The sequence below is a fragment of the Paraburkholderia sp. CHISQ3 genome (assembly GCF_030464945.1).
GTDB lineage: Bacteria > Pseudomonadota > Gammaproteobacteria > Burkholderiales > Burkholderiaceae > Paraburkholderia > Paraburkholderia megapolitana.
Genome location: NZ_JALPRG010000010.1, coordinates 109,767 through 128,946 on the forward strand (window position 1 = coordinate 109,767; position 19,180 = coordinate 128,946).

Annotated in this window: 19 protein-coding genes; 3 read left to right on the top strand and 16 right to left on the bottom strand. The window is 60.6% G+C overall.

All coding sequences use genetic code 11. The annotated features are described in order from the left end of the window. A complete protein-coding gene (locus M0D65_RS23095; protein ID WP_266254733.1) occupies positions 1 to 369 on the bottom strand; it encodes a BlaI/MecI/CopY family transcriptional regulator in 369 nt (122 codons plus the stop codon). A 164-nt stretch (positions 370 to 533) separates the two neighbouring features. Here M0D65_RS23095 and M0D65_RS23100 point away from each other — a divergent pair, with 164 nt between their 5' ends. Further along, complete coding sequence (locus M0D65_RS23100) at positions 534 to 1,376, top strand: GNAT family N-acetyltransferase (protein WP_266254734.1); 843 nt, start codon at positions 534 to 536, stop codon at positions 1,374 to 1,376. 27 nt (positions 1,377 to 1,403) lie between these two features. Here M0D65_RS23100 and M0D65_RS23105 read toward each other — a convergent pair whose 3' ends face one another. The 10 genes from M0D65_RS23105 to M0D65_RS23150 form a co-directional block, all read right to left on the bottom strand. After that, positions 1,404 to 1,751 (bottom strand): hypothetical protein, encoded by a 348-nt coding sequence (locus tag M0D65_RS23105; protein ID WP_266254735.1) that lies wholly within the window; start codon positions 1,749 to 1,751, stop codon positions 1,404 to 1,406. Between the two features lie 60 nt (positions 1,752 to 1,811). Continuing rightward, positions 1,812 to 2,795, bottom strand: coding sequence for a pseudouridine-5'-phosphate glycosidase (locus M0D65_RS23110; protein WP_301718855.1), 984 nt, complete (start codon positions 2,793 to 2,795; stop codon positions 1,812 to 1,814). A gap of 65 nt (positions 2,796 to 2,860) precedes the next feature. Further along, entirely contained in the window at positions 2,861 to 3,904 is a 1,044-nt protein-coding gene (gene dmpG, locus M0D65_RS23115) for a 4-hydroxy-2-oxovalerate aldolase (RefSeq protein WP_266254737.1), read from the bottom strand. An 11-nt stretch (positions 3,905 to 3,915) separates the two neighbouring features. Then, positions 3,916 to 4,833: an acetaldehyde dehydrogenase (acetylating) gene (locus tag M0D65_RS23120; protein ID WP_266254738.1), complete on the bottom strand. Its 918-nt coding sequence runs from the start codon at positions 4,831 to 4,833 to the stop codon at positions 3,916 to 3,918. A 14-nt stretch (positions 4,834 to 4,847) separates the two neighbouring features. Continuing rightward, a complete protein-coding gene (dmpE, locus tag M0D65_RS23125; RefSeq protein WP_266254739.1) occupies positions 4,848 to 5,630 on the bottom strand; it encodes a 2-oxopent-4-enoate hydratase in 783 nt (260 codons plus the stop codon). Continuing rightward, entirely contained in the window at positions 5,627 to 6,613 is a 987-nt protein-coding gene (locus tag M0D65_RS23130; protein WP_266254740.1) for a pyridoxal-phosphate dependent enzyme, read from the bottom strand. Before M0D65_RS23130 ends, dmpE begins: the two co-directional genes overlap by 4 nt. A gap of 15 nt (positions 6,614 to 6,628) precedes the next feature. Continuing rightward, positions 6,629 to 7,096, bottom strand: a complete 468-nt coding sequence (locus M0D65_RS23135; protein WP_266254741.1) for a RidA family protein — start codon at positions 7,094 to 7,096, stop codon at positions 6,629 to 6,631. Positions 7,097 to 7,407: 311 nt separating this feature from the next. Then, entirely contained in the window at positions 7,408 to 8,217 is an 810-nt protein-coding gene (locus tag M0D65_RS23140) for an AraC family transcriptional regulator (RefSeq protein ID WP_266254742.1), read from the bottom strand. A gap of 126 nt (positions 8,218 to 8,343) precedes the next feature. After that, positions 8,344 to 9,327, bottom strand: a complete 984-nt coding sequence (locus M0D65_RS23145) for an NADPH:quinone reductase (RefSeq protein WP_266254743.1) — start codon at positions 9,325 to 9,327, stop codon at positions 8,344 to 8,346. Between the two features lie 127 nt (positions 9,328 to 9,454). Beyond that, positions 9,455 to 10,000: a GNAT family N-acetyltransferase gene (locus M0D65_RS23150; protein ID WP_266254744.1), complete on the bottom strand. Its 546-nt coding sequence runs from the start codon at positions 9,998 to 10,000 to the stop codon at positions 9,455 to 9,457. A gap of 51 nt (positions 10,001 to 10,051) precedes the next feature. On the opposite strand from M0D65_RS23150, the gene M0D65_RS23155 reads away from it, so the two are divergent. Further along, positions 10,052 to 10,885 carry a class I SAM-dependent methyltransferase gene (locus tag M0D65_RS23155; protein ID WP_266254745.1) on the top strand — a complete coding sequence of 278 codons (834 nt, stop codon included), beginning with the start codon at positions 10,052 to 10,054 and terminating at the stop codon, positions 10,883 to 10,885. 54 nt (positions 10,886 to 10,939) lie between these two features. Here the strand turns inward: M0D65_RS23155 and M0D65_RS23160 are convergent, their stop codons facing one another. The 4 genes from M0D65_RS23160 to treA all read right to left on the bottom strand — a co-directional run bounded on the left by M0D65_RS23160 (position 10,940) and on the right by treA (position 16,063). Then, on the bottom strand, positions 10,940 to 11,851 hold the full coding sequence (locus tag M0D65_RS23160; RefSeq protein WP_266254746.1) for a hypothetical protein: 912 nt from the start codon (positions 11,849 to 11,851) through the stop codon (positions 10,940 to 10,942). Between the two features lie 528 nt (positions 11,852 to 12,379). Next, positions 12,380 to 13,417, bottom strand: coding sequence for a 2-dehydropantoate 2-reductase (locus M0D65_RS23165; RefSeq protein ID WP_266254747.1), 1,038 nt, complete (start codon positions 13,415 to 13,417; stop codon positions 12,380 to 12,382). Between the two features lie 51 nt (positions 13,418 to 13,468). Continuing rightward, complete coding sequence (locus tag M0D65_RS23170; protein ID WP_091016033.1) at positions 13,469 to 14,236, bottom strand: class II aldolase/adducin family protein; 768 nt, start codon at positions 14,234 to 14,236, stop codon at positions 13,469 to 13,471. Positions 14,237 to 14,437: 201 nt separating this feature from the next. Further along, entirely contained in the window at positions 14,438 to 16,063 is a 1,626-nt protein-coding gene (gene treA, locus M0D65_RS23175; protein WP_266254866.1) for an alpha,alpha-trehalase TreA, read from the bottom strand. A gap of 398 nt (positions 16,064 to 16,461) precedes the next feature. Between treA and M0D65_RS23180 the strand changes: the two genes are divergently transcribed. Beyond that, the gene (locus M0D65_RS23180) at positions 16,462 to 16,659 is read left to right on the top strand and encodes a hypothetical protein (protein ID WP_091016037.1); all 198 of its coding nucleotides are present in this window, start codon (positions 16,462 to 16,464) and stop codon (positions 16,657 to 16,659) included. Between the two features lie 40 nt (positions 16,660 to 16,699). Here the strand turns inward: M0D65_RS23180 and M0D65_RS23185 are convergent, their stop codons facing one another. Next, on the bottom strand, positions 16,700 to 19,144 hold the full coding sequence (locus tag M0D65_RS23185; protein ID WP_266254748.1) for an FUSC family membrane protein: 2,445 nt from the start codon (positions 19,142 to 19,144) through the stop codon (positions 16,700 to 16,702). Positions 19,145 to 19,180: the final 36 nt, after the last annotated feature.

A 19,180-nucleotide genomic window follows, 5' to 3' on the forward strand; every position in this document is an offset into this window, starting at 1 on the left:
TTACTCCTCGTCGGGTCTCTCTTTCAGTAGCTCACGCATACGACGAATTTCTTTGGGCGTGAGATTTTTGTCGGCCACCAGTTGCGCAAATAGCAGCTCAGTCGATCCTGCGAATAGCTTGCTAGTGAGGTGTCGCAAAGCACTTTTTCGTGCCGCTTGCTGCTGAACGGCGGCTGTATAGCGATGCCCACGGCCTTCTTCTACGTGAGTTACATAACCCTTGCTTTCCAACGTACGAAGGATCGTCAGAACCGTGGTGTAGGCGAGGTCATCGGCAAGTCCATCACGAACCTCATTCACGACTGAGGGGCCACGTTCCCACAGTATCTGCATGACGTCGGCTTCCCGGTCAGTCAGCGAGATGTCCAAAATACCTCCTACTAAAGATGTAGTAGATCGTAGGATTGAAGTGATGTGCTGTCAACTAATTTTATAGTTGATGCGGGCGCCGAAGCTTCGCTACAGAAGTTGAGTTGAGGTTCCCGAACGGTGTGAGACGTCGTCTAGCAGATCGGTCACGGTTGCTAACAGGGGTGACTATTAAAGCGAAACACGACAAATCAGCCAAAAAAACTACAATTTCCCGCACCGCTTCTCTATACGATAGACCTCCCTCCATTCCGCTTTCCCGATCATCGATGTCCATGCACTTGTCCTCCGTCCCTGATCGTTTTCAACCGCACGATGCCTGGGTAACTCCATCTGCACGCCGACAGACGATCCGTGCATTCATCGACGGATACTGCGCCGCGCACGACCAGAGCGCGGCAGTCGTTTCAGCTTTCACATACGGCTATGCGGTCCGCTTCCAACCTGGGATGGGACGCGAGTTCGAGCATTTCGTGATCGAAACGCCAGCGTCGCAGCCGGACGAGACTTTTCCCATAGGTGCATGGATCACGCGTTTCGGTCAGGCTGGCTTGCCGCCAGAGTTGCACGGGCATATGCAGCCGCTCATCGACGAGCATCTAATGCTCGCGGACATCGGCACGCTACCCCATGAGGCCGCTTTGATCGACTCCACCTGGCTACGCAGCGAGGACGAGATCGCAGCATTCAACGCCAGCGGCCGGTTTCCAGGTTTTGCGCCAAATCCGCGTGCATTTCTATTCTCGGTGAAGATCGACGGAGATTTCGCGGCGGCCGCCCGCTACGGCGTCACAACTGACGGCGACATTGTGATCGACCGCGTCGCAACCGCTGAGGCGTATCGTCGGCGCGGTCTTGCTTCGCAGCTTCTCTCGGCCATCGCCGCCCACGCACGTCGAGCCAACGCGCGAAACGCCTTGTTGATTTCGAGCCATGCAGGGGAGCCGCTGTACCGGCGCGCGGGTTTCGCGAATCTCGCGCCGGTTGCAGTCGCCAAGATCGTGTAGCACACCGCCGATTGACGAGCCGTCTGACTACTTCTCATGCATGTGCTTCAACCGGACGAAATGCACACCATCGTACGCATTCGTGAGCGCCCGTCCATCGCTCTTTCTGATCTTGAGAAAGAACAGGGTAGGCGACACGTTCGGGTCGCCACCGCATTCCTGCGTGTGATTTTCCCGCACACGGACGAGGAAATACGATCGCTCATCGGATGTTTCAAATTCCAGGCAATCGATCTTGTCCGTGGTTAGCTGGTACTTGCTTGTGAGCATTTCGGCCCTGTCCGCGGCGCGATCGTCGTCAGGAATAGACAGAGGCTTCGCACTGGCGTGCGTGCAAACGGAGAGTGCAATAACAGTGAGTGCATGACGAATCATGATGTTCCCGTGCTGCCGTACTGGTCGAATGTGTGTGCGCGAACGACCGATTGATCGGCTTTAGCCTGACCACCTGTTTCGCGTCTGTAGTGTATCCGTGATTACTTCTTCAACCTGGCTTCTCTGGGTAGTTAGCGCCGCATAAGCAACTGCGATCGCTGCCGCCAGTCTCGCGTTGTTAAGACCAAGCTGAACACTGCCAGTCCCACTGCTTCCCCCGGTCAACGCATCGACACGAGAAATCAGAAACGGTGTCACTGCCTTACCCGCGATACCTTCTGCATCCGCTTCAGCCAAAGCCTGCTCGATCGCGAGATCGACGACCTCGCGGGGCAACGCAAATGGTTCGGGAATCGGATTGGCAACTACAAGCCCGCTATTCAAACCCAGTTCCCAGTTCGATTTCATAACCCGCGCGATCTGCTGAGGATCGTCAAGGCGTACGTCGACGCCAAACCCGCTGTCGCGGCTAAAGTACCCGGGAAGGTTGGCAGTGCGATAGCCGATCACCGGTACGCCGTGCGTTTCCAGGTACTCCAGTGTCAACCGGATATCGAGAATCGATTTGATCCCAGCGCACACCAGTGCCACCGGTGTACGTGCAAGTTCCTGCAGATCGGCGGAGATATCGAAGCTCTCCTGCGCACCGCGATGCACACCGCCAAGCCCACCTGCCGAGACCACGCGAATTCCCGCGAGGTCGGCCATGATCATCGTCGCCGAGAGCGTCGTAGCGCCGCTGCCACCGGATGCCACGAGTATCCCGATGTCGCGTCGGCTAACCTTCGCCACCTCGTGACCGACCCGGCTAAGGCTTGCAATCTCATCACTCGTCAGACCGATCTTGATGCGGCCACTCAGAATCGCGCAGGTAGCGGGTAGTGCGCCGTGCGCGCGTACTTCGGCTTCGAGCCTGAGCGCAGTCTCGGCGTTCTTTGGCCACGGGGAGCCATGCGCGATGATCGACGATTCCAGGGCTACAACTGGCTTGCCGGCATTCAGCGCTGCCGCAACCTCGGGGTGGATCTCCAATAGTTCGCTCAATGACATGATTCCCTTTCCCTCAAGACCGCCAGCAGCAACGCGTACTGCAGAAGTCACGCGGTGCTCTATACCGCGTTCGACGACACCCGCCCACGCGCTTTCGCCAACGTAAGCGCGGTATCTTCGATCATATCCTCCTGACCACCCACCATGCCGCGGCGTCCGAGTTCAACAAGGATGTCGCGAGCCGGAACCCCGTACCTCTTCTCCGCGCGCTTCGCAAACAGAAGGAAGGAACCGTAAACGCCCGCATAGCCGAGCGTCAGTGCATCACGATCGATGCGAATCGGAAAATCCATGATCGGCACGACAAGATCTTCGGCGACGTCCTGTATCTTCCAGACGTCGACACCTGTCTCGATGCCCATGCGCTCGCACACCGCTACGAGGACTTCCATCGGTGTGTTGCCAGCACCGGCGCCGAGTCCCGCGGCGGCGGCATCGATGCGAGTCGCACCCACTTCGATAGCAGCGATGGAGTTGGCTACACCCATCGCGAGGTTGTGATGCCCGTGAAAACCGATTTCGGTTTCCGGCTTCAGTGCCGCACGCACGGCAGCAAGGCGACTCCGAACGTCGTCAGGCAGCATATAGCCTGCCGAGTCCGTTACGTACACGCAGTTTGCGCCATAGCTTTCCATCAGCGTCGCCTGGTTTGCAAGACCTTCTGGCGAATTCATATGCGCCATCATCAGAAAGCCCACGACGTCGATGTCGAGCTTGCGCGCAAGCTCGATGTGCTGCTCCGACACATCGGCCTCGGTGCAATGCGTTGCGACGCGGATCGTTTTCACACCGAGTTCATGCGCGATCCTCAGATGATCGACCGTGCCGATTCCCGGGATCAACAGCGCGGAAATGCGCGCCTGCTTCATGAGCGGCACGACTGCGCAGAGGTATTCCTCGTCGCTGTGCGCGGGGAACCCATAGTTCACCGAGCTTCCGCCCAGGCCGTCACCGTGGGTTACTTCGATCAGCGGAACCCCCGCATTGTCGAGACCTTGAGCGATCGCCTTCATCTGCTCGAGTGTCATCTGATGCCGCTTCGGATGCATACCGTCGCGCAATGTCATGTCATGCACGACGATCTTCCTGCCCTGGACGTTCATACGCGATTTCCTCAGTGGATGACGGGTTCGAGCTTGAGCGAGCCGCTCAGGATCTCTTCGGCGAACATCTCGGCGGTGCGCGCTGCGGCGGCCGTCATGATGTCCAGATTGCCGGCGTATTTCGGCAGATAGTCGCCGAGTCCTTCGACCTCGAGGTAGATCGAGACGCGCTCGCCGTCGAATACCGGACCATTGACTAGCCGGTAACCGGGAACATACTTGCGCACCTGTTCGATCATTTCGCGCACGGACTTCTCGATCGCGATGACATCGGGCGTTCCCTCCACGATGCAATGCACGGTGTCGCGCATGATGAGCGGCGGGTCTGCAGGGTTGATGACGATGATGGCCTTGCCCTGCGCTGCACCGCCCACCTTTGCGACAGCGCCTGCTGTCGTACGCGTGAACTCGTCGATATTCCTGCGTGTACCTGGCCCGGCCGAACGGCTCGATACCGTGGCGACGATTTCGGCGTACCGGACCGGCTGAACGCGCGAGACCGCGTGCACCATCGGTATTGTCGCCTGGCCGCCGCACGTCACCATGTTGACGTTCATCTCGCCGGAGCCCACATGCTGCGTCAGATTCACCGACGGTACGCAGTAAGGCCCGATAGCCGCGGGCGTCAGGTCGATCATCATGACGCCGAGTGCATTCAGTTTGCGCGAATTCTCTGCGTGCACATAGGCACTCGTCGCATCGAAGGCGATCTGGATGCCGTCGGCTTTCACATGCGGCAGCAGGCCGTCTACGCCCTTGGCGGTGGTCTTCAGGCCGAGGGCCTGTGCTTTCTTGAGCCCGTCCGATTCGGGGTCGATGCCGACCATCCACACCGGCTCCAGCACCTCGCTGCGTTGCAGCTTTGCCAGCAGATCGGTGCCGATGTTGCCGGGGCCGATCAATGCACATTTCACTTTGTTCGTTGACATGCCGACTCCTGAGATCAGACAAACCGGACCGAGCAACTGCCGATGCCGTCGATGGAAACCTTGAGGCTGTCACCGGCTGCGACAGGTACCATCGCAGCCAGCGAGCCCGACAGCACCACGTCGCCGGCCTTTAGCGGCTCGTTTAGCTGGCCAAGCGTGTTGGCGAGCCATGCCACCGCTTCAAGCGGATTTCCAAGCGCGGCGGCGCCGGTACCCGTCGTCACCACCGTGCCGTTCTTCTCGAGCGTCATTGCGCAACCGACGAGATCGACCTTGCGTGGATCGACCATGTGCTCACCAAGCACGAACACACCGCAAGACGCGTTGTCAGCCACCGTGTCTTCGATGTGAATCATCCAGTCCTTGATGCGCGAATCGACGATCTCGAAGCAGGCCATCACGCCTGCGGTCGCGGCGAGGACATCGGCGGCGCTCACGCCTGGGCCTTGCAGGTCGTGCCGGAGCACAAAGGCGATCTCCCCCTCGGCCTTCGGCTGGATCAACGAGGCGGCCGGGATCGCTTCGCCTTCGCGGTACAGCATCGCGTCGCTAAGCATGCCGAAATCGGGCTGATACACGCCGAGCATGTCCATCACAACCTGCGACGTGACGCCGATCTTTTTGCCTATCATGCGTTCGCCGGCTTCGATGCGTCGGGCGTTGACGCGCTGCTGGATGCGGTAGGCGTCGTCGACCGTCAAGTCGGCGTGGCGGCTCGTGAGCGGTTCGAGTGCGCGGCATTCTTTCGCGGCGACATAGAGCTCGTCGCCGAGCGCGTTGATCAACGTGTCGTTCATGATTTCAGATTGTCGAGCGCGTTCGATTCAGTGGAATGGCGAGCCGCGAACAGATCGCCATCGAGCGGGTAAAAATCGGACCACTCGAGCAACTGCTGGCTCGTCGTACCCACGCCACCGCAGGCGATCACCACGATGCGCTGCGCGTGCGGGAAATACTGGGGGATTCGCGAGAGCGCCGCCACCGATGCGCCGCATGCCGGTTCGGTCAAAACACGGTGCTCCTCGAGCAGCATCACACTGCCTTGAATCGCTTCGGCATCCGTCACGAGGCAGTTGCGGATCGGATGTTCTTTCGCAAGCGTCACGACGCGCTCGGCTACCTTGCTGGCGCCAAGCGACGTGGCCACGGAGTTGATCCCGGAGATCGTTACCGGCATGCCTGCTTTGAGCGCCTGGTTGTAGGAATCCGCACCTTCGGTCTCGACCGTAAGCACCGGCGTGTCGCTCCAGCCCACTCGTCGTAATCCTTCGATAACACCGGCGAGCAATCCACCGCCGCCAACCGAGCAAACGATCAGATCAGGGCGTTCGGTTTGCCGCGCGATTTCCTCGATCATCGTCGCGTGTCCCGCCCATAGCAGTGGGTCATCGAACGCATGGAGCCAGGCATCGTTGTCGGTCAGAATCGAGCGGGCGTACTCGTTGGATTCGATGAACGCGGCGCCGTGCACGACGACTTCGGCTTCTTCTGCGCGGATGAGCGACTTTGCGCGCTCGGAGGTTGTTTGCGGTACGACAACGGTCACCGGAACGCCAAGCTCGCGGCCCGCATACGCCACCGCATAACCGGCGTTGCCACCGGACGCGGTGACAAAACGCCGGGCACCGTTGCGCCTGTGTTCCTCGCACGCAAAGCCGACGCCGCGTAGCTTGAAGGAACCGCTTGGTTGCAGCGATTCGAGTTTGAGAAGAATGTCTCTACCGGTCTTGAGCGAGAGCGCGCGCGACTCGATCAGCGGTGTTTCGATATGCAGTGTCATTAGGTTCGACCACCATTAACCAAGCTGGATCACAGCGGACACTTCAACCGGGCAACGGAACGGCAGGCTCGATACGCCTACAGCGGCACGGCTGTGCCGGCCCTTGTCACCGAGAACTTCAACGAGAACGTCGGAGGTGCCGTTGATCACTTCCGGGTGCGCCGTAAATTCGGTTGCTGCATGCACGTAACCCGTCACGGAGCAAACGCGAATCACGCTAACGTTGTCGTTCAACTGCGACCGCAATTGCGACAGAAGCGCAATTCCGGCGAGTCGTGCAGCTTCCTTTGCCTGCTCGATACTGACTTCCGTACCCACCTGGCCGACCGCGAACGGTACGCCATCCTTGAATGCGACTTGCCCTGAAATGTGCAGGAAGCCCGCTGCCAGAACGGTAGGCACGTAGTTAGCGATGGCCGCTTTCGGCGGCGGCAGTTCGATGCCCAGTTCCGCGAGGCGACGGTCGAGTTCAATGCGATTCATAGATGCTCCTTGATGGCGAAACAGGTGGCGACGCGTTCGGCGAACGGCCCCAGTGGGTCGCTTAGGGTGACGATCATGGAAAGGCGATGACCTTTCCCCATGCCTCGAAGTTAAAGGACATGTGCCCGTTCCACTTGTAAAAAATTGAGTGGGTTGCGGCGCGTGAATCGGCTTGGCAGTGGGCGAGGGGATAGGGCTGCGCGACGAACGTGCTGCATTGAGACAGCTTCGTGCAGCTAGAGGGAATTAATCGGGCGGATAAGGCGACGCTGGCGATGCTTCAACGCACGCGTGTGCGGTAACCTGAAACATCAATACTTCGATGGCGACACACCGAACGCTTGCCGGAAGGCTCGATTGAAATGGCTCTGGTCGTAAAACCCCACCTCCTGAGCCACTTGCGTCAAACACGCGTCGGGGTGACTCAGCAAGGCACACGCGCGTTCCAGCCGCAGACGAACGAGCCATGCGTGCGGTGTCATACCGACGGTCTGCTTGAAGAGCTTGAGGAAATGGAAACGCTCGAGGGCGCAAAGAGCAGCAAGCTCTTCCAGCGTGATCTTCTCCGCCAGATGGACATCGCAATAGTCCCTGACGCGCTGCCACTGCACCGATGTGAGTGTGCCCTTGATGAAATGCGGCTTGACCATACGCGTTTGAGAAAACAGGCGGTCAAGCAACATCAGCCATTCGGATTGCACTTCCATGGGCTCGGCCTCCTGGGCCGCCCGTAGCGCATCGTGCAACCGGGACAGATGGCCGGCAAGCCGGGCGTCCTGAAGCACGGTTCCGCCGAGCGCGGGAAAGCGATCTTGCCCGGTGATTTCCTCGGTGATTCCGCTTAGCAGTTGAGGGGAGACACGAAACGTTTTGAGCGTGTAGGACTCGTCCCCGGCGCTGTTGCCATCGTGCACCTCGCCCGGTGGCATCAACTGGATGGTGCCCGGCGTCAGCAGCAGGGTTTCGCCATGGAATCCCTGGCGCTGCACACCCTCGGTTACCAGCGCGACGTGATAGTCGAGATGGTAATGGCGCTCGAAGCGAAAATCGGAAAACCGCGCCTCGCTAAGCACGAGACCCGGGATCTCGTTGCTGCGCTTGTATTCGACGCGATCCTTCATCGGGGCCTCCAGCAGGGCGTTTCCTTCGACATCGGGGCAGACCTTTGTGCTCCGGCAACGATCAGGAAGGTGACGTTTATTATAGACAACCCGCCGTGGCCCATCGGTCGACGTATGGCTTCATCGCTATCCGCGGGTATCGACGACGATCTTGGCGTTTGCGCCCGATTCGACGCGTTCGTGGGCCTTGGCAACGTCTATTAACGGAAAGACCTCGACCTGCGGATGCTGGAGCGCGCCTCGCTTGAGCAGTGGTGTCAGCGCGTCGATAGCGGCGTGCCTGACCGGAACCGGCAGGTTGTAGACGATAAAGAAGCGCAGATTCGCGAAGCCGACGATCATCGGTCGGAACGGAACGTCGATCGATGCAGCCCCCGAGCCGTAGATAATCACCTCGCCGCCGAATTTCAGCAGCTTGCCGTATTGAGCGGCATTCGCCGCTGCGTCGACTTCGATGATGATGTCTACGCCTTGTCCGGCCGTGATTTCGCGTACCGAGGCAACCACGTCCTGCTCGTTGCGATTGATGACCCACTCGGCGCCTAGCCGGGAAGCGAGCGCGCATTTCTCCTTGCTGCCGGCCACGCCGATTACACGGGCGCCCGAAAGTGCAGCAAGCTGCGTCGCGTAGCCGCCGACCGCGCCTGTGGCGCCGTAGACGAGAACCGTCTTGCCGAGCAAGCCTGCGCAAACGTGCACGGCGTACCAGGCCGTCAACAACGGAATGCCAAGCGATGCACCGGTTTCCGTCGAGACACCGTCGGGCAGTGGGGCAACCTGACTCTCGGGCAGGGCGATCAGCTCGGCGGCTGTACCGAATGGTCGCTGCCACTGGCCGTTGATCGTCCAGACCCGCTGCCCGATCAACTGTTTCGATACGCCTTCTCCAACGGCTTCGATGACGCCCGCACCATCGCTGTGGGGAATGACGCGCGGAAACTCCATCGCAGGGCTGGTAACGCCCGAGCGCGACTTGACGTCTGACGGATTTACGCCGGAATGGGCGATGCGCACCAGGACCTCGCCCGGTTGCGCGACTGGATCGGCCTGGTCGCCAACGACGAGAACGTCGCGGGCCGGACCTTTCGAGGTGTAATAGGCGGCCTTCATATGCATCAATCTCCGGGCTGATCTGGTGATGAGTTACTTGCGTGGCGACGCGTCCCGAACGAGCTTCGGAACGTGACATTGCCGATAGCCTGAACCATCGCACGCCCAGGCGCTTGTAAAAAAGTGATCATTTGAGCGAGTCGCCGGCAAGACGCGCGTAAAGACAAAAATTCCCAGGCACTCCCCGAACCATCCGATACGAACGAAGCAACCCCTCATACTGGAAACCACTTCTTTCCAGAACCCGGACAGAGCGCACATTGGTATCAAGCGCCGTCGCCTGAACGCGAACCAACCCCAACCCGGCAAACGACCATTCCGTCACGGTCGCGCACATCGCGCTCGCAAGCCCTTTACCCCAATGCGACGGCGCGAGGTCGTAAGCGATTTCCGCCACGCGGTTGACCTCTGAAATAGAGTGAAAACCTATCGTGCCGATCAGGCGGTTGTCGGTATCATCGACGATCGCGAGCCGCCTGATCGAGGTCGCGACGGTCGACTCGATACCGTCGAACATCGGCGCCAGGTCATGCTCGCCAGACAGGTTCCAGCTGGTGTGTTGAATCACTTCCGGGATGCGTAGATAGGCATACCACGCGGCTTGATCGCCGCGTTCAAGCTGTCTTAGCGAAACTCCGGGATAGCGGGATTCGGGTAGTGTCTGAACTCTCATATATTCACAATAGATCTACGCGATGCGTCGATCATAGCGCGGAGTGCCGCCATGCAGTCTCTGTCCCCAGCCGAAGACTATTTGCTGGATTTTCACCAGCGTTTTACAGGCGCAACTAGCGCCGCATTCGGGCATCTTCCTGCGCATTTGAAGCCCACTCAATACCCGTCTTCGTATCACGTACTCGCTTCGCTGGTGGACGATTCGAACGCCGCGCGCGTTGTCGTCGACCTGGGCTGTGGAGACGGTTATCTGCTTAGGTTGCTGGCGGATCGCGGTCTAAATGCGCCGCGCTTGATCGGCGTCGACATGAGCCAGCACGAACTCGACGCTGCACGCAAACGTCTTCCAGACAGCGTGTCGCTGCTGCGAGAGCGCGCGCAATCGCTATCGATAGAAACGGGCACGGTCGATATCGTGCTTTCGCATATGGCGGTCATGCTGATGGGAGAAGCCGATCGGGTCGTGGCCGAAATCCGCCGGATTTTGCGTCCTGGTGGCGTGTTCGCCGCGATCGTGGGACGTGAGTTTTTGCTTGGGGAAGCGAACGATGCGTTGAGAGAGGTATTCAGACCGATCGCGCGCAATAGTCTTGCGCCTTTAGCGTTCGGAGATCGCCGCACCCGCGACGAAGCGGGCTGGCGAGAGTTGCTCGGTTCTACCTTCAACGCATTGGCGTTCGAAGATGTGGATGTTCCGTGGCAACCTACACCGGATGCGCTCTGGCATTCGCTGCTGGAAACGTACGATATCGACCGGCTGTCCGACGGAGCACGCCGCGAATTGCAGAGAAATTTACTTTCGGCATTTCACCGCCTGACGCAGGCGGATGGCACCATCGACACAGGATTCGGCTTGCGCCTGATACATGCGTATGTGCTATGAGACCGTATGAATGCCGACATGCATCGCGAACGCATGCGATGCATCGTCAACAGTTCAAAAGCGGGGTCTTACAAACGGACGCACATCCTGTTCCTCCAGAACGTCTGTCTGGTCAGCGCTTACCTGCAGTTCACCGGTGTGCTCGGCGATCGCACGGAGCACAGCAGGCTGCACTCCGGGGCTGAGGTTTTGCCGTGCGGCCGCGCTCAGTTGGGCTTCCAGACGCACAATGGCGCTCGATCGTACCTCGTTGTCGTTGATTCGCCACGCGAGAGAATTGTGAAACTCATTCAGGGCGTGTGGCGCGAGTCCCAGCAGTTTGCCGATCTCTGTCAAATCGCTCAGCAATTCGGCCGTGTCGGTTTCGTCTGCTGGCCCCATGTCTTGAATGTATTCCAGAACATCTCGTTCGAGAGGAAAGGATTGCGCGGGTCCGCGCGCGCCACCTGCGGACACAACAGGCGCGGCGTTTTCGGTTACTGGACGGTGGCCGGGGCTTGCGGATTGACCCTGCTGTTGCACGTGTTGCACGGATGAAGCGCCTGCGGCAACCGCACCGGAAGCGGAAAGGTTTGATACGTCGCGACCATCCGTGTCGGGTTGTGGAGGCATATTGCGCGGCGTCGGTTCCCCGGCCTGCTGTAGCGTTGCGAATGCTTCCAGTTGGTTGTCTACCAGTTGCAGCGCTTCTTCATGTTTCGATTTTACCGCCTGCACCTGCGCCTCGTTTTCTGCTTCTTGATCTAGCAACGTATTCAGATGTGCCTGCGCTCTGGCGAGTCTGCTCTGCGCCGTCAAAACCGATCCGGTATGAGCGGGCATCAGCCGTCCATTTTGCTGCGCGAGATCATACGCATTTTTTGAAAGCGTCGACGCAGCATGCAGGGTATCCACGTTTGCCTTTGCAAGCCTTATCAAAGAGCGTCGCAAGGGTTGCTGCGTTGGCGCGGAAGCTTCTTCTTCCATTTTCTTGAGAAACGCTGGCTTCGGCGGCAACGGAGGGGGTTCTGCCGCCGGGGATCGGGGTCGAACCTCTGTGCCGGCACTTTCGGAAACCTGTGAAGGAGAAGGGCTGCGGAAGTCCGGGGAGTCGTGAGAGGCGCGGGATATGCTCGGCATGGTGTTGTCGATTGGGTAACGGGTTGCTGGTCTTCACGACCGGGCGAAGCAATGCGTTCTGATGGTCGGCACACCACGCTGTTTGCCCAGGGTGAGCGTTTCGATCGCCGCACCTCGGTGGAAGCGGGGAGCGGTTCCCCGAGTGAAGACGCACTGGCGACAAGGAGTTGATATGCCATGCATGGTCCGCTTTATGCGGCCCGGCGTGCCGCCGCACGCGAAATGCGGTCCGCTTAGGCGAAGTTCTTCGGTAAAACACCGATAGCCTGGACCGGTGCCCGTCGCGACGCGAATTGGCCGACACGGCGAATCGCGCGATCAACGACGCGAGCGCACGAGGTGCAGATGCGCGTCCAGATCAACGCCGTTAAGCCTTCAGGCATGCCGATTCAAAGAGGCTTTCCCGGCAGCCCGCATTTCAGCCAGCAACGCATCTCCCGACCACGAAGGCCGCACATCGGCTCGCTCGGCTTCGTGCACGAGTTCGCATAGCCGTTCATTCACCGGCGCCGTTCGTCCAAGGCGTTGGGCAAGACGCCCAACCTCGCCATTGATCCAGTCGACTTCCGTCATACGTCCCGCGGCCAGATCGTCCGACATCGATGATCGCGCAACGGGATCGATGGTCAGCATCGCGCGCCCGAGCTGCTTGAAGAGCGCATCGGGCACGCCGAGAACCCGCGGTATCCAGGCCGCAGGAACCGCAGTCAGTTGCGCTGGCTGTATATCGGCGCGCTTCAAAAGCGCGAGCGCTTCTTTCTGCGCCATGCCGAGGCAAAGCCGATACGCACGTAGCGAGAGCTCTTCCTGCAAAGGCCGGTTCGCCAGCGCGTTGATGGCATTGTTGAGGTTGAGCAATAACTTTGCCCACAGCACCGGCACCATATCGGCGTGCTGGATCAGCGGTAAATCCGCTTTCCTGAACTCATCGACGAAGGACTGCATCGCCGGCGATTGCCTGATCTCCAGCTCGCCCGATGAACCCTGGTGATACGCACCAGGGCCGGGCTCGATGACATTGAATGGCACCATTCCTTCGAGTACGGTGTTGCGCGGCAACGCGGCGCGCAGCACATCGGCGTTACCCACACCGTTCTGGAAGCTGACGACGACTGTGTCAGGCCGCAGCACGTTAGCGAGTTCTGCCGCGACGGTTGGTGTCGCGGCAGACTTGACGGTCACGAGGACGAGACCCGCTGAGGCCACTGTCGAAGCCTCCGTCGATACATCGATCCGTTCCGGCGCCACGTGCCAGCGCCGCTCGTCGTAGTGCGACAGCGCGATACCGCGACTGCGCAACTGTTCGCCCACGCGCGCACGCCCAACGAAGCTGACATCGCTTCCTCCGGCCAGAAGCCGTCCGCCGATGTAGCAGCCGATGGAGCCCGCACCGTAGATACAGATCTTTGTCATACCGTTTCTCAAGTGACCTGCGCGTCAGCGCATCGGCGCCGACGCACACCGCTAATCCGCGTAACCAGGATTGCGCCGATCGAGTCGACGCAGCAGCCCCGGCCACACGAGCCGCCCAGGGCTCGTCCCCTTGGTCACCTGCGCGATCTGCTGCTTGATACCCTCGAGAATCGGCGTCGCGATAGGGTTCAGCTTGCCGCCACCGGCTTGAGCACGCACCTGAATCATGCAGGCCGCTTCGAAGAAATACATCGCGACGAAAGCGTCCGCCGGTGTAGCGCCAACGGTGAGCAAACCATGATTGCGCAGCATCAGATTGGTGTTGCTTCCGAGGTCGTGAACGAGACGCGGCTTCTCGGCTTCATTGAGCGCGATGCCCTCGTAGTCGTGATAGCCGAGCGACGCGAGCACGCCCAGCGACTGCTGCGAAAGAGGCAACAGGCCGCCTTCCTGCGCCGACACAGCGACGCCGTTGATCGAGTGGGTATGCATCACACAAAGCGCGTCTTCGCGCGCCGCATGCACCGCGCTATGAATCGTGAAGCCGGCCGGATTGATGTCGTACGGCGACTCGGACACCTTGCGACCATCGAGGTCGATCTTGATCAACGACGACGCGGTGATCTCGTCGAACATCATGCCGTAGGGGTTGATCAGAAAGTGATGCTCCGGGCCGGGCACGCGCGCCGAGATATGGGTGAACACCAGGTCGTCCCAGCCAAACAGCGCAGTCAGGCGGTACGTCGCGGCGAGATTGACCCGTGTCTCCCATTCGGCGGGCGATACGTCGTTTTTCAGGCTTGCATGAGATGAGGTCACGGCACCACTCCTTATTCGATGATTCAGGCAACCAGATACACGGGGACGATGCCCTGCGATCGCCAGCAACGCGCGTCGTCAGGGTCACGCCCGCATGATGTCCCGAAACCGGCCTTGAATCTGTCGGATAGGCGACAGGTCGACGCTATCCTGCCGGACAGCGCCGATGCCTGCCTGAAGAGGGCGATTTGCCCCGCGCCGTCAGCTTCCCGGGCTATACGCGTCGAGCAGCTTCAACGTCACGCCGTTGGTCCAGCCGAAGCCATCCTGCAACGGATACTCGCCGCCACCTCCACCCCCGGTGCCTGCACCTTCCACCACATACTTCTCGACGAGTTTTTGCTGCGAGGCATACAGGCCCTGCACGTCGGTGAGAAAGCGTGTGCCGATCTGCGTAGCGAGTGCGGTATTCCCATAGCTCGTCAGACCGGTCAGCGCGATCCAGTGCAGCGGTGCCCAGCCGTTCGGCGCGTCCCATTGCTGGGTCGTGTTATAGATCGACGTCGCGAGGCCGCCCGGCTGCAGCAGCACGGACTGCACGACCTGCGCGGTCTGCTGCGCACGCTGCGGCCACGCTGCTCCTGCGAACAGCGGATACAGCATTGCCGGTGTCTGGTTGTCGCGCGATTTCGCGAGCTGCCAGTCGTAGTCGCTGTAATAGCCCTTGGCGTTCCACAAGTAGAGGTTGATCGCATCGGCGCGACGGATGGCGTTGCCGGTAAATTCGATCACGCAGAGAAAATCGTGCGTGATGCTACAGCCGTGCGCGATTGTCGTTTCGAGGTGGTACATCAGGCTGTTCAGATCGACCGGCACGATCGAGGTGGTTCGTACGGTAGCGAGCGTCGCGTTGTCGCCGAACCAGCGTGAGCTGAAATCCCAGCCGCTTTCCGCGGTGGCGCGCAGATCGCGGTACACGTCGGACGGTGCGCGTCCGAGTGTCTGCTGAGCCTGTTGTGCGGTCTGCACGTCTTCCAGATACGATTCGTCGCGCGGGGTATCGAGCGCGTCCCAGTAGCGGTTCAGCGGGGCGCGGTTCGGCATCACGACGACATTGCCCGACGCGTTGCCCGGGCTCGTCGTGCTGGCCCCTTGCATCCAGTATGCGTATTCCTTGCGCAATTCCGGCAAATACTTCTGATAGACGCTATTGCCTTCCTTCTGGGCGGCAAGTTCGACCATGAACGAAAAGAACGGCGGTTGCGAACGGCTCAGGTAGTAAGTGCGGTTGCCGTTCGGAATGTGGCCGTACGTATCGATCATGTACGCGAAGTTGTCGAGCATGTCGTCGACCAGATCTTCATTGCCAGACTCCTGAAGCCCGAGCATCGTGAAATAGGTGTCCCAGTAGTAGCCTTCGCGAAAACGTCCGCCGGGCACGACATACGGCTTCGGCATCGGGATCAGCGAGCTGTAATCCGGTGCGCTCGTCGTCGTGCGTGTAAGTGCGGGCCACAGCCAGTCGATATGCTCGCGCAGTGTCTGGTTGGGCGGTGGCGTGACGCTCTGATCCGGCGGCGGCGTGAAGTACTGGTTGACGAATGCCAGCAGCGAAAAACCCGGTTTGTTCTTCGCTGCTTCGTACGCGGCCACGATGGCAGTGGGTGTCGCGTTCGGCGTCGCATCGACGAAGGTCTTCTGGTCCGGGAAGATCTGCGCGGTCTGCACGGCGACGAACAGATCGCCGTACAACTGATCGGGCGGTGCGGGCAATGCGCCGCCGACTTGCGTGTCGGCGGCACACACACCCGCGAAGCCCGCGCACCACGCAAGCGCCGCGAAAGTGACCGTGCGCCGTAACGCCGACAGATGAAATGCGGTGCGCATAGTGTCGGGCAAACCGGGCTCAGCATCGCTTCGAATAGCAACAGGATGTTGGATATGCGACGGGACTCTCATGTCTTCTCCATGAGCCGGTCGAACCGGCGAGATGTTGAGCTTCCCCCCGTCTTTCAGCTCCAAGGGGCGAGGGCCATGCTGCCATATTTCTTCGATTTCTGTGTGGCGAGCGTCGCTTTATGTGCTATGCATGGACGCGTTTTGTCATGCATCACATTGTGATGTGTTGTCGATTTGTTGTCGCGCGATCTAGATGGTTGTTTCCGCAACAACCGGGGCACTCCTGCGACGTGGTGGCGCACCCCTGCGCACTGCAAGGCGGCCGCAAGGCAGGCGGGCGTAGAATGCCGGCTCTGTCATGACCAATCCGCGAACCGAGCTGTCTTATGAACGAACCGCGCAAGCCCAACCCGACTTTCCGTATCGCAATCTTTATCGTGGTCGTGGTGCTGCTGGTGCTCGCCACGCTGCTCTACAACGCGATCACTGAGAAGCGCGAGTACGAACGCGACAATCCCGAACCCGCGGCGGCGAGCGCACCGGCTAATACGACAGCCGCTTCGGCAGCGGCCGCCTCGCAGTAAGCGAAGGGCGGGCTCGAACGCCGCCCGTCTGCCACGCAGCCTAGGCGTCCGGCAACCGGATCAGGCTCGCGTCTTTACGGATCTGAAACGACGCCGCGATCATCTGCTTGCATTGATGCGCGAGCAGTTTCAGTTCATGGACCGCATCTGCCGGACGATCCGGCGATTTCTCCGCATCGATCACCATCGCGTCGAGGTCGCGCGCCATTAGCTTCGCGGCGTCGCTCTGATCGGCGGGAGCAGCAGTGCCTGCTTCGGCGGCGCTCAGGTTGTCGCGCACGAGCGTCAGTGCGCGTTGCAGCGGTTGCTGTGAGACGCTGTCCTGCTGTTGCTGGGTCGAGGCGCGCAACAACGGAGCTGCCGCGGTGATCTGCGACGCGAGTACGTGACTGCGCACCAGCAGGTCGTTCAGCTCCGGTACGAACTTCTGCGCGGCCTTCGGTTCGAGCATCATGCGCTGGAACGCCTGGCCGAGATTGGCAAACGTCACGTGCATGTTCTTGCGGGCAAGGCGATAGCGATAGTCGCGATCGAGTGCGCTGGCTGCGGCGGCCGCGGCCGGTGTAGTCGGTGTCGCTGCGCGCGCGGCGGGTGCGATGGCGGGTGTGATTACGGCGTCGCTCGCTGTATCGGTAGCAGCGGCGGCAGAGGCACCGGCCGCTGCATCCGCTGTCGCAGCCGCGACCTCAGCATCGGCCATGGCCGCAGCCGGCGCACGCGCACCAGCCTCGGTGACGGTGGCGGCAGGGACCGTTGTTGCCGCCGCAGGCTTGCCGCTCCACCACCAGCTCGCTTCCAGATACTGCCGCGTCGCCGCGATCATGTCGTTGACGAGCTTGCCCATCAGTCGGTATTCCCAGTACGGGAACAGATGGCTCGCGGCGATCGCGAGCGCGCAGCCGATCACCGTATCGATCGCGCGTTCGCCGATCAGGCGCATGCTGCCCGGCGCGAGCAGATGGAACAGCAGCAGCACATACGACGACGTGAACACGACGCTCGCCGTGTAGTTGAACAGCAGCAGGCTGTAGCTCATCACCATCGATGCGAACATCACGATCAGCAGCAGATGCGGTTCCTTGACGAACATCATTAGCGCGATGCTGGCCGCGCAGCCGATCAGCGTACCGATGATCCGCTGGCTATTGCGCTGTCGCGTCAGCGAGTAGCCGGGCTTCAGGATGATGACAGTCGTCATCACGATCCAGTACGCGTTGGTGAGCGGCAGCAACCGGCCCAGCCAGAACCCGACCGCCACCGCGATGGTCACGCGCAGCGCGTGACGAAAGCTCGGCGACGCCATGGTCAGGTTCGTGAAGATCTGCCGGAACGGCACGCGCCGGCTCGACACGAAGCGCGACAGCGCCTGGTCGATGCGCAGTTCGGTTTCGGTCGTCGCGCCCTCGTTGGAGACGCTCTTGCGCATCCGGTCGATCAACCGTGTCGCGCTCCATACGCGCCGGAACGTCGACGATACCGCCTGGTATGCCTCGGGGTTCTTCGCTGGCACGTCGTGCTTGCGCATCAGCTCGATTTCGAACTCGATGGCGCGCAGCTCGGCCTTCACATTGATGCGGTTGCGCGGCGGCTGGTTCTGCAGCACGGCGAGACCGATGTCCTCGAGATCGGCGGCCGCTTTGCGGATCAGGTCGCGATAGAACACCATCAGGTCCGAGCCGCCAAACGTATTGCGCACAAGCGGGTAGTCGGTATGCGCGCCGACGAACAGTTCGTGCAGGTCGACGGTATTGATGAAGAGATTGAAGAGCATCGCGCGGCGCGGCCCGAGCTGACCGCTCTTCAGCTTCGGCAGGCCACGCAGCACGATGTCGCGCGCCGCGTCCTGGCGCTCCACCGCCGCGATCTGCTTGGTGACGAGGTTGCGATAGCACTCGTCGAGATCGTTGTCGAGATCGTAGAAATCCGCACGGGCGAGCAGGTAGTCCGCACACGCGAACACGCTCTCGGCGAGCGCCTGCTGTTCGATGCGGCGCGCCTGCCAGCTCGTCACGAGCGTCGACCAGTAGGTGTACCAGAGGCCGCCCACCAGAATCCACGCCGCGTTGACGAGTGCCTGCATCGGCGTGAAGCTTTCCTCGAGCGTCATCACCATCATGAACAGTGTGGCGAAGCTGATCTGCGGCCAGCGGTTGCCGTACACGACGATCAGCGACAGCACGAACGTCAGCGGCACGACGGTGCACCACAGCGCAACCACGTTGACCGTGGCGAGGCCGGTGGCGAGCGCGGAGAGAAAACCGATCACGCTGCACGCAAGCATCTCGTTGTGCTTGTACTTGAGCGGGCCGGGCATGTCGACCACACAGGCGCCGAGTGCGCCGGTCGCGATCGTGAAGCCGAGGTCGCGATTGTGGAAGACGATCAGGCAGAGCACGGCTGGCAACGAAATGCCCACCGCGATGCGCAAGCCACCGTAGAAGTACTGGCTGTAAAGAAACTTCTTGATTTCAATCGAATAGCGCATCGACTGCCGTGTCTCGTGCGGGGAAGAATCGTGCGT

Bases quoted from the DNA above. Each gene is read 5' to 3' on its own strand.
- M0D65_RS23105 (WP_266254735.1), bottom strand. From the start codon at position 1,751: ATGATTCGTCATGCACTCACTGTTATTGCACTCTCCGTTTGCACGCAC.
- dmpG (WP_266254737.1), bottom strand. From the start codon at position 3,904: ATGAACGTCCAGGGCAGGAAGATCGTCGTGCATGACATGACATTGCGC.
- M0D65_RS23120 (WP_266254738.1), bottom strand. From the start codon at position 4,833: ATGTCAACGAACAAAGTGAAATGTGCATTGATCGGCCCCGGCAACATC.
- dmpE (WP_266254739.1), bottom strand. From the start codon at position 5,630: ATGAACGACACGTTGATCAACGCGCTCGGCGACGAGCTCTATGTCGCC.
- M0D65_RS23130 (WP_266254740.1), bottom strand. From the start codon at position 6,613: ATGACACTGCATATCGAAACACCGCTGATCGAGTCGCGCGCGCTCTCG.
- M0D65_RS23135 (WP_266254741.1), bottom strand. From the start codon at position 7,096: ATGAATCGCATTGAACTCGACCGTCGCCTCGCGGAACTGGGCATCGAA.
- M0D65_RS23140 (WP_266254742.1), bottom strand. From the start codon at position 8,217: ATGAAGGATCGCGTCGAATACAAGCGCAGCAACGAGATCCCGGGTCTC.
- M0D65_RS23145 (WP_266254743.1), bottom strand. From the start codon at position 9,327: ATGAAGGCCGCCTATTACACCTCGAAAGGTCCGGCCCGCGACGTTCTC.
- M0D65_RS23150 (WP_266254744.1), bottom strand. From the start codon at position 10,000: ATGAGAGTTCAGACACTACCCGAATCCCGCTATCCCGGAGTTTCGCTA.
- M0D65_RS23155 (WP_266254745.1), top strand. From the start codon at position 10,052: ATGCAGTCTCTGTCCCCAGCCGAAGACTATTTGCTGGATTTTCACCAG.
- M0D65_RS23160 (WP_266254746.1), bottom strand. From the start codon at position 11,851: ATGGAAGAAGAAGCTTCCGCGCCAACGCAGCAACCCTTGCGACGCTCT.
- M0D65_RS23165 (WP_266254747.1), bottom strand. From the start codon at position 13,417: ATGACAAAGATCTGTATCTACGGTGCGGGCTCCATCGGCTGCTACATC.
- treA (WP_266254866.1), bottom strand. From the start codon at position 16,063: ATGCGCACCGCATTTCATCTGTCGGCGTTACGGCGCACGGTCACTTTC.
- M0D65_RS23180 (WP_091016037.1), top strand. From the start codon at position 16,462: ATGAACGAACCGCGCAAGCCCAACCCGACTTTCCGTATCGCAATCTTT.
- M0D65_RS23185 (WP_266254748.1), bottom strand. From the start codon at position 19,144: ATGCGCTATTCGATTGAAATCAAGAAGTTTCTTTACAGCCAGTACTTC.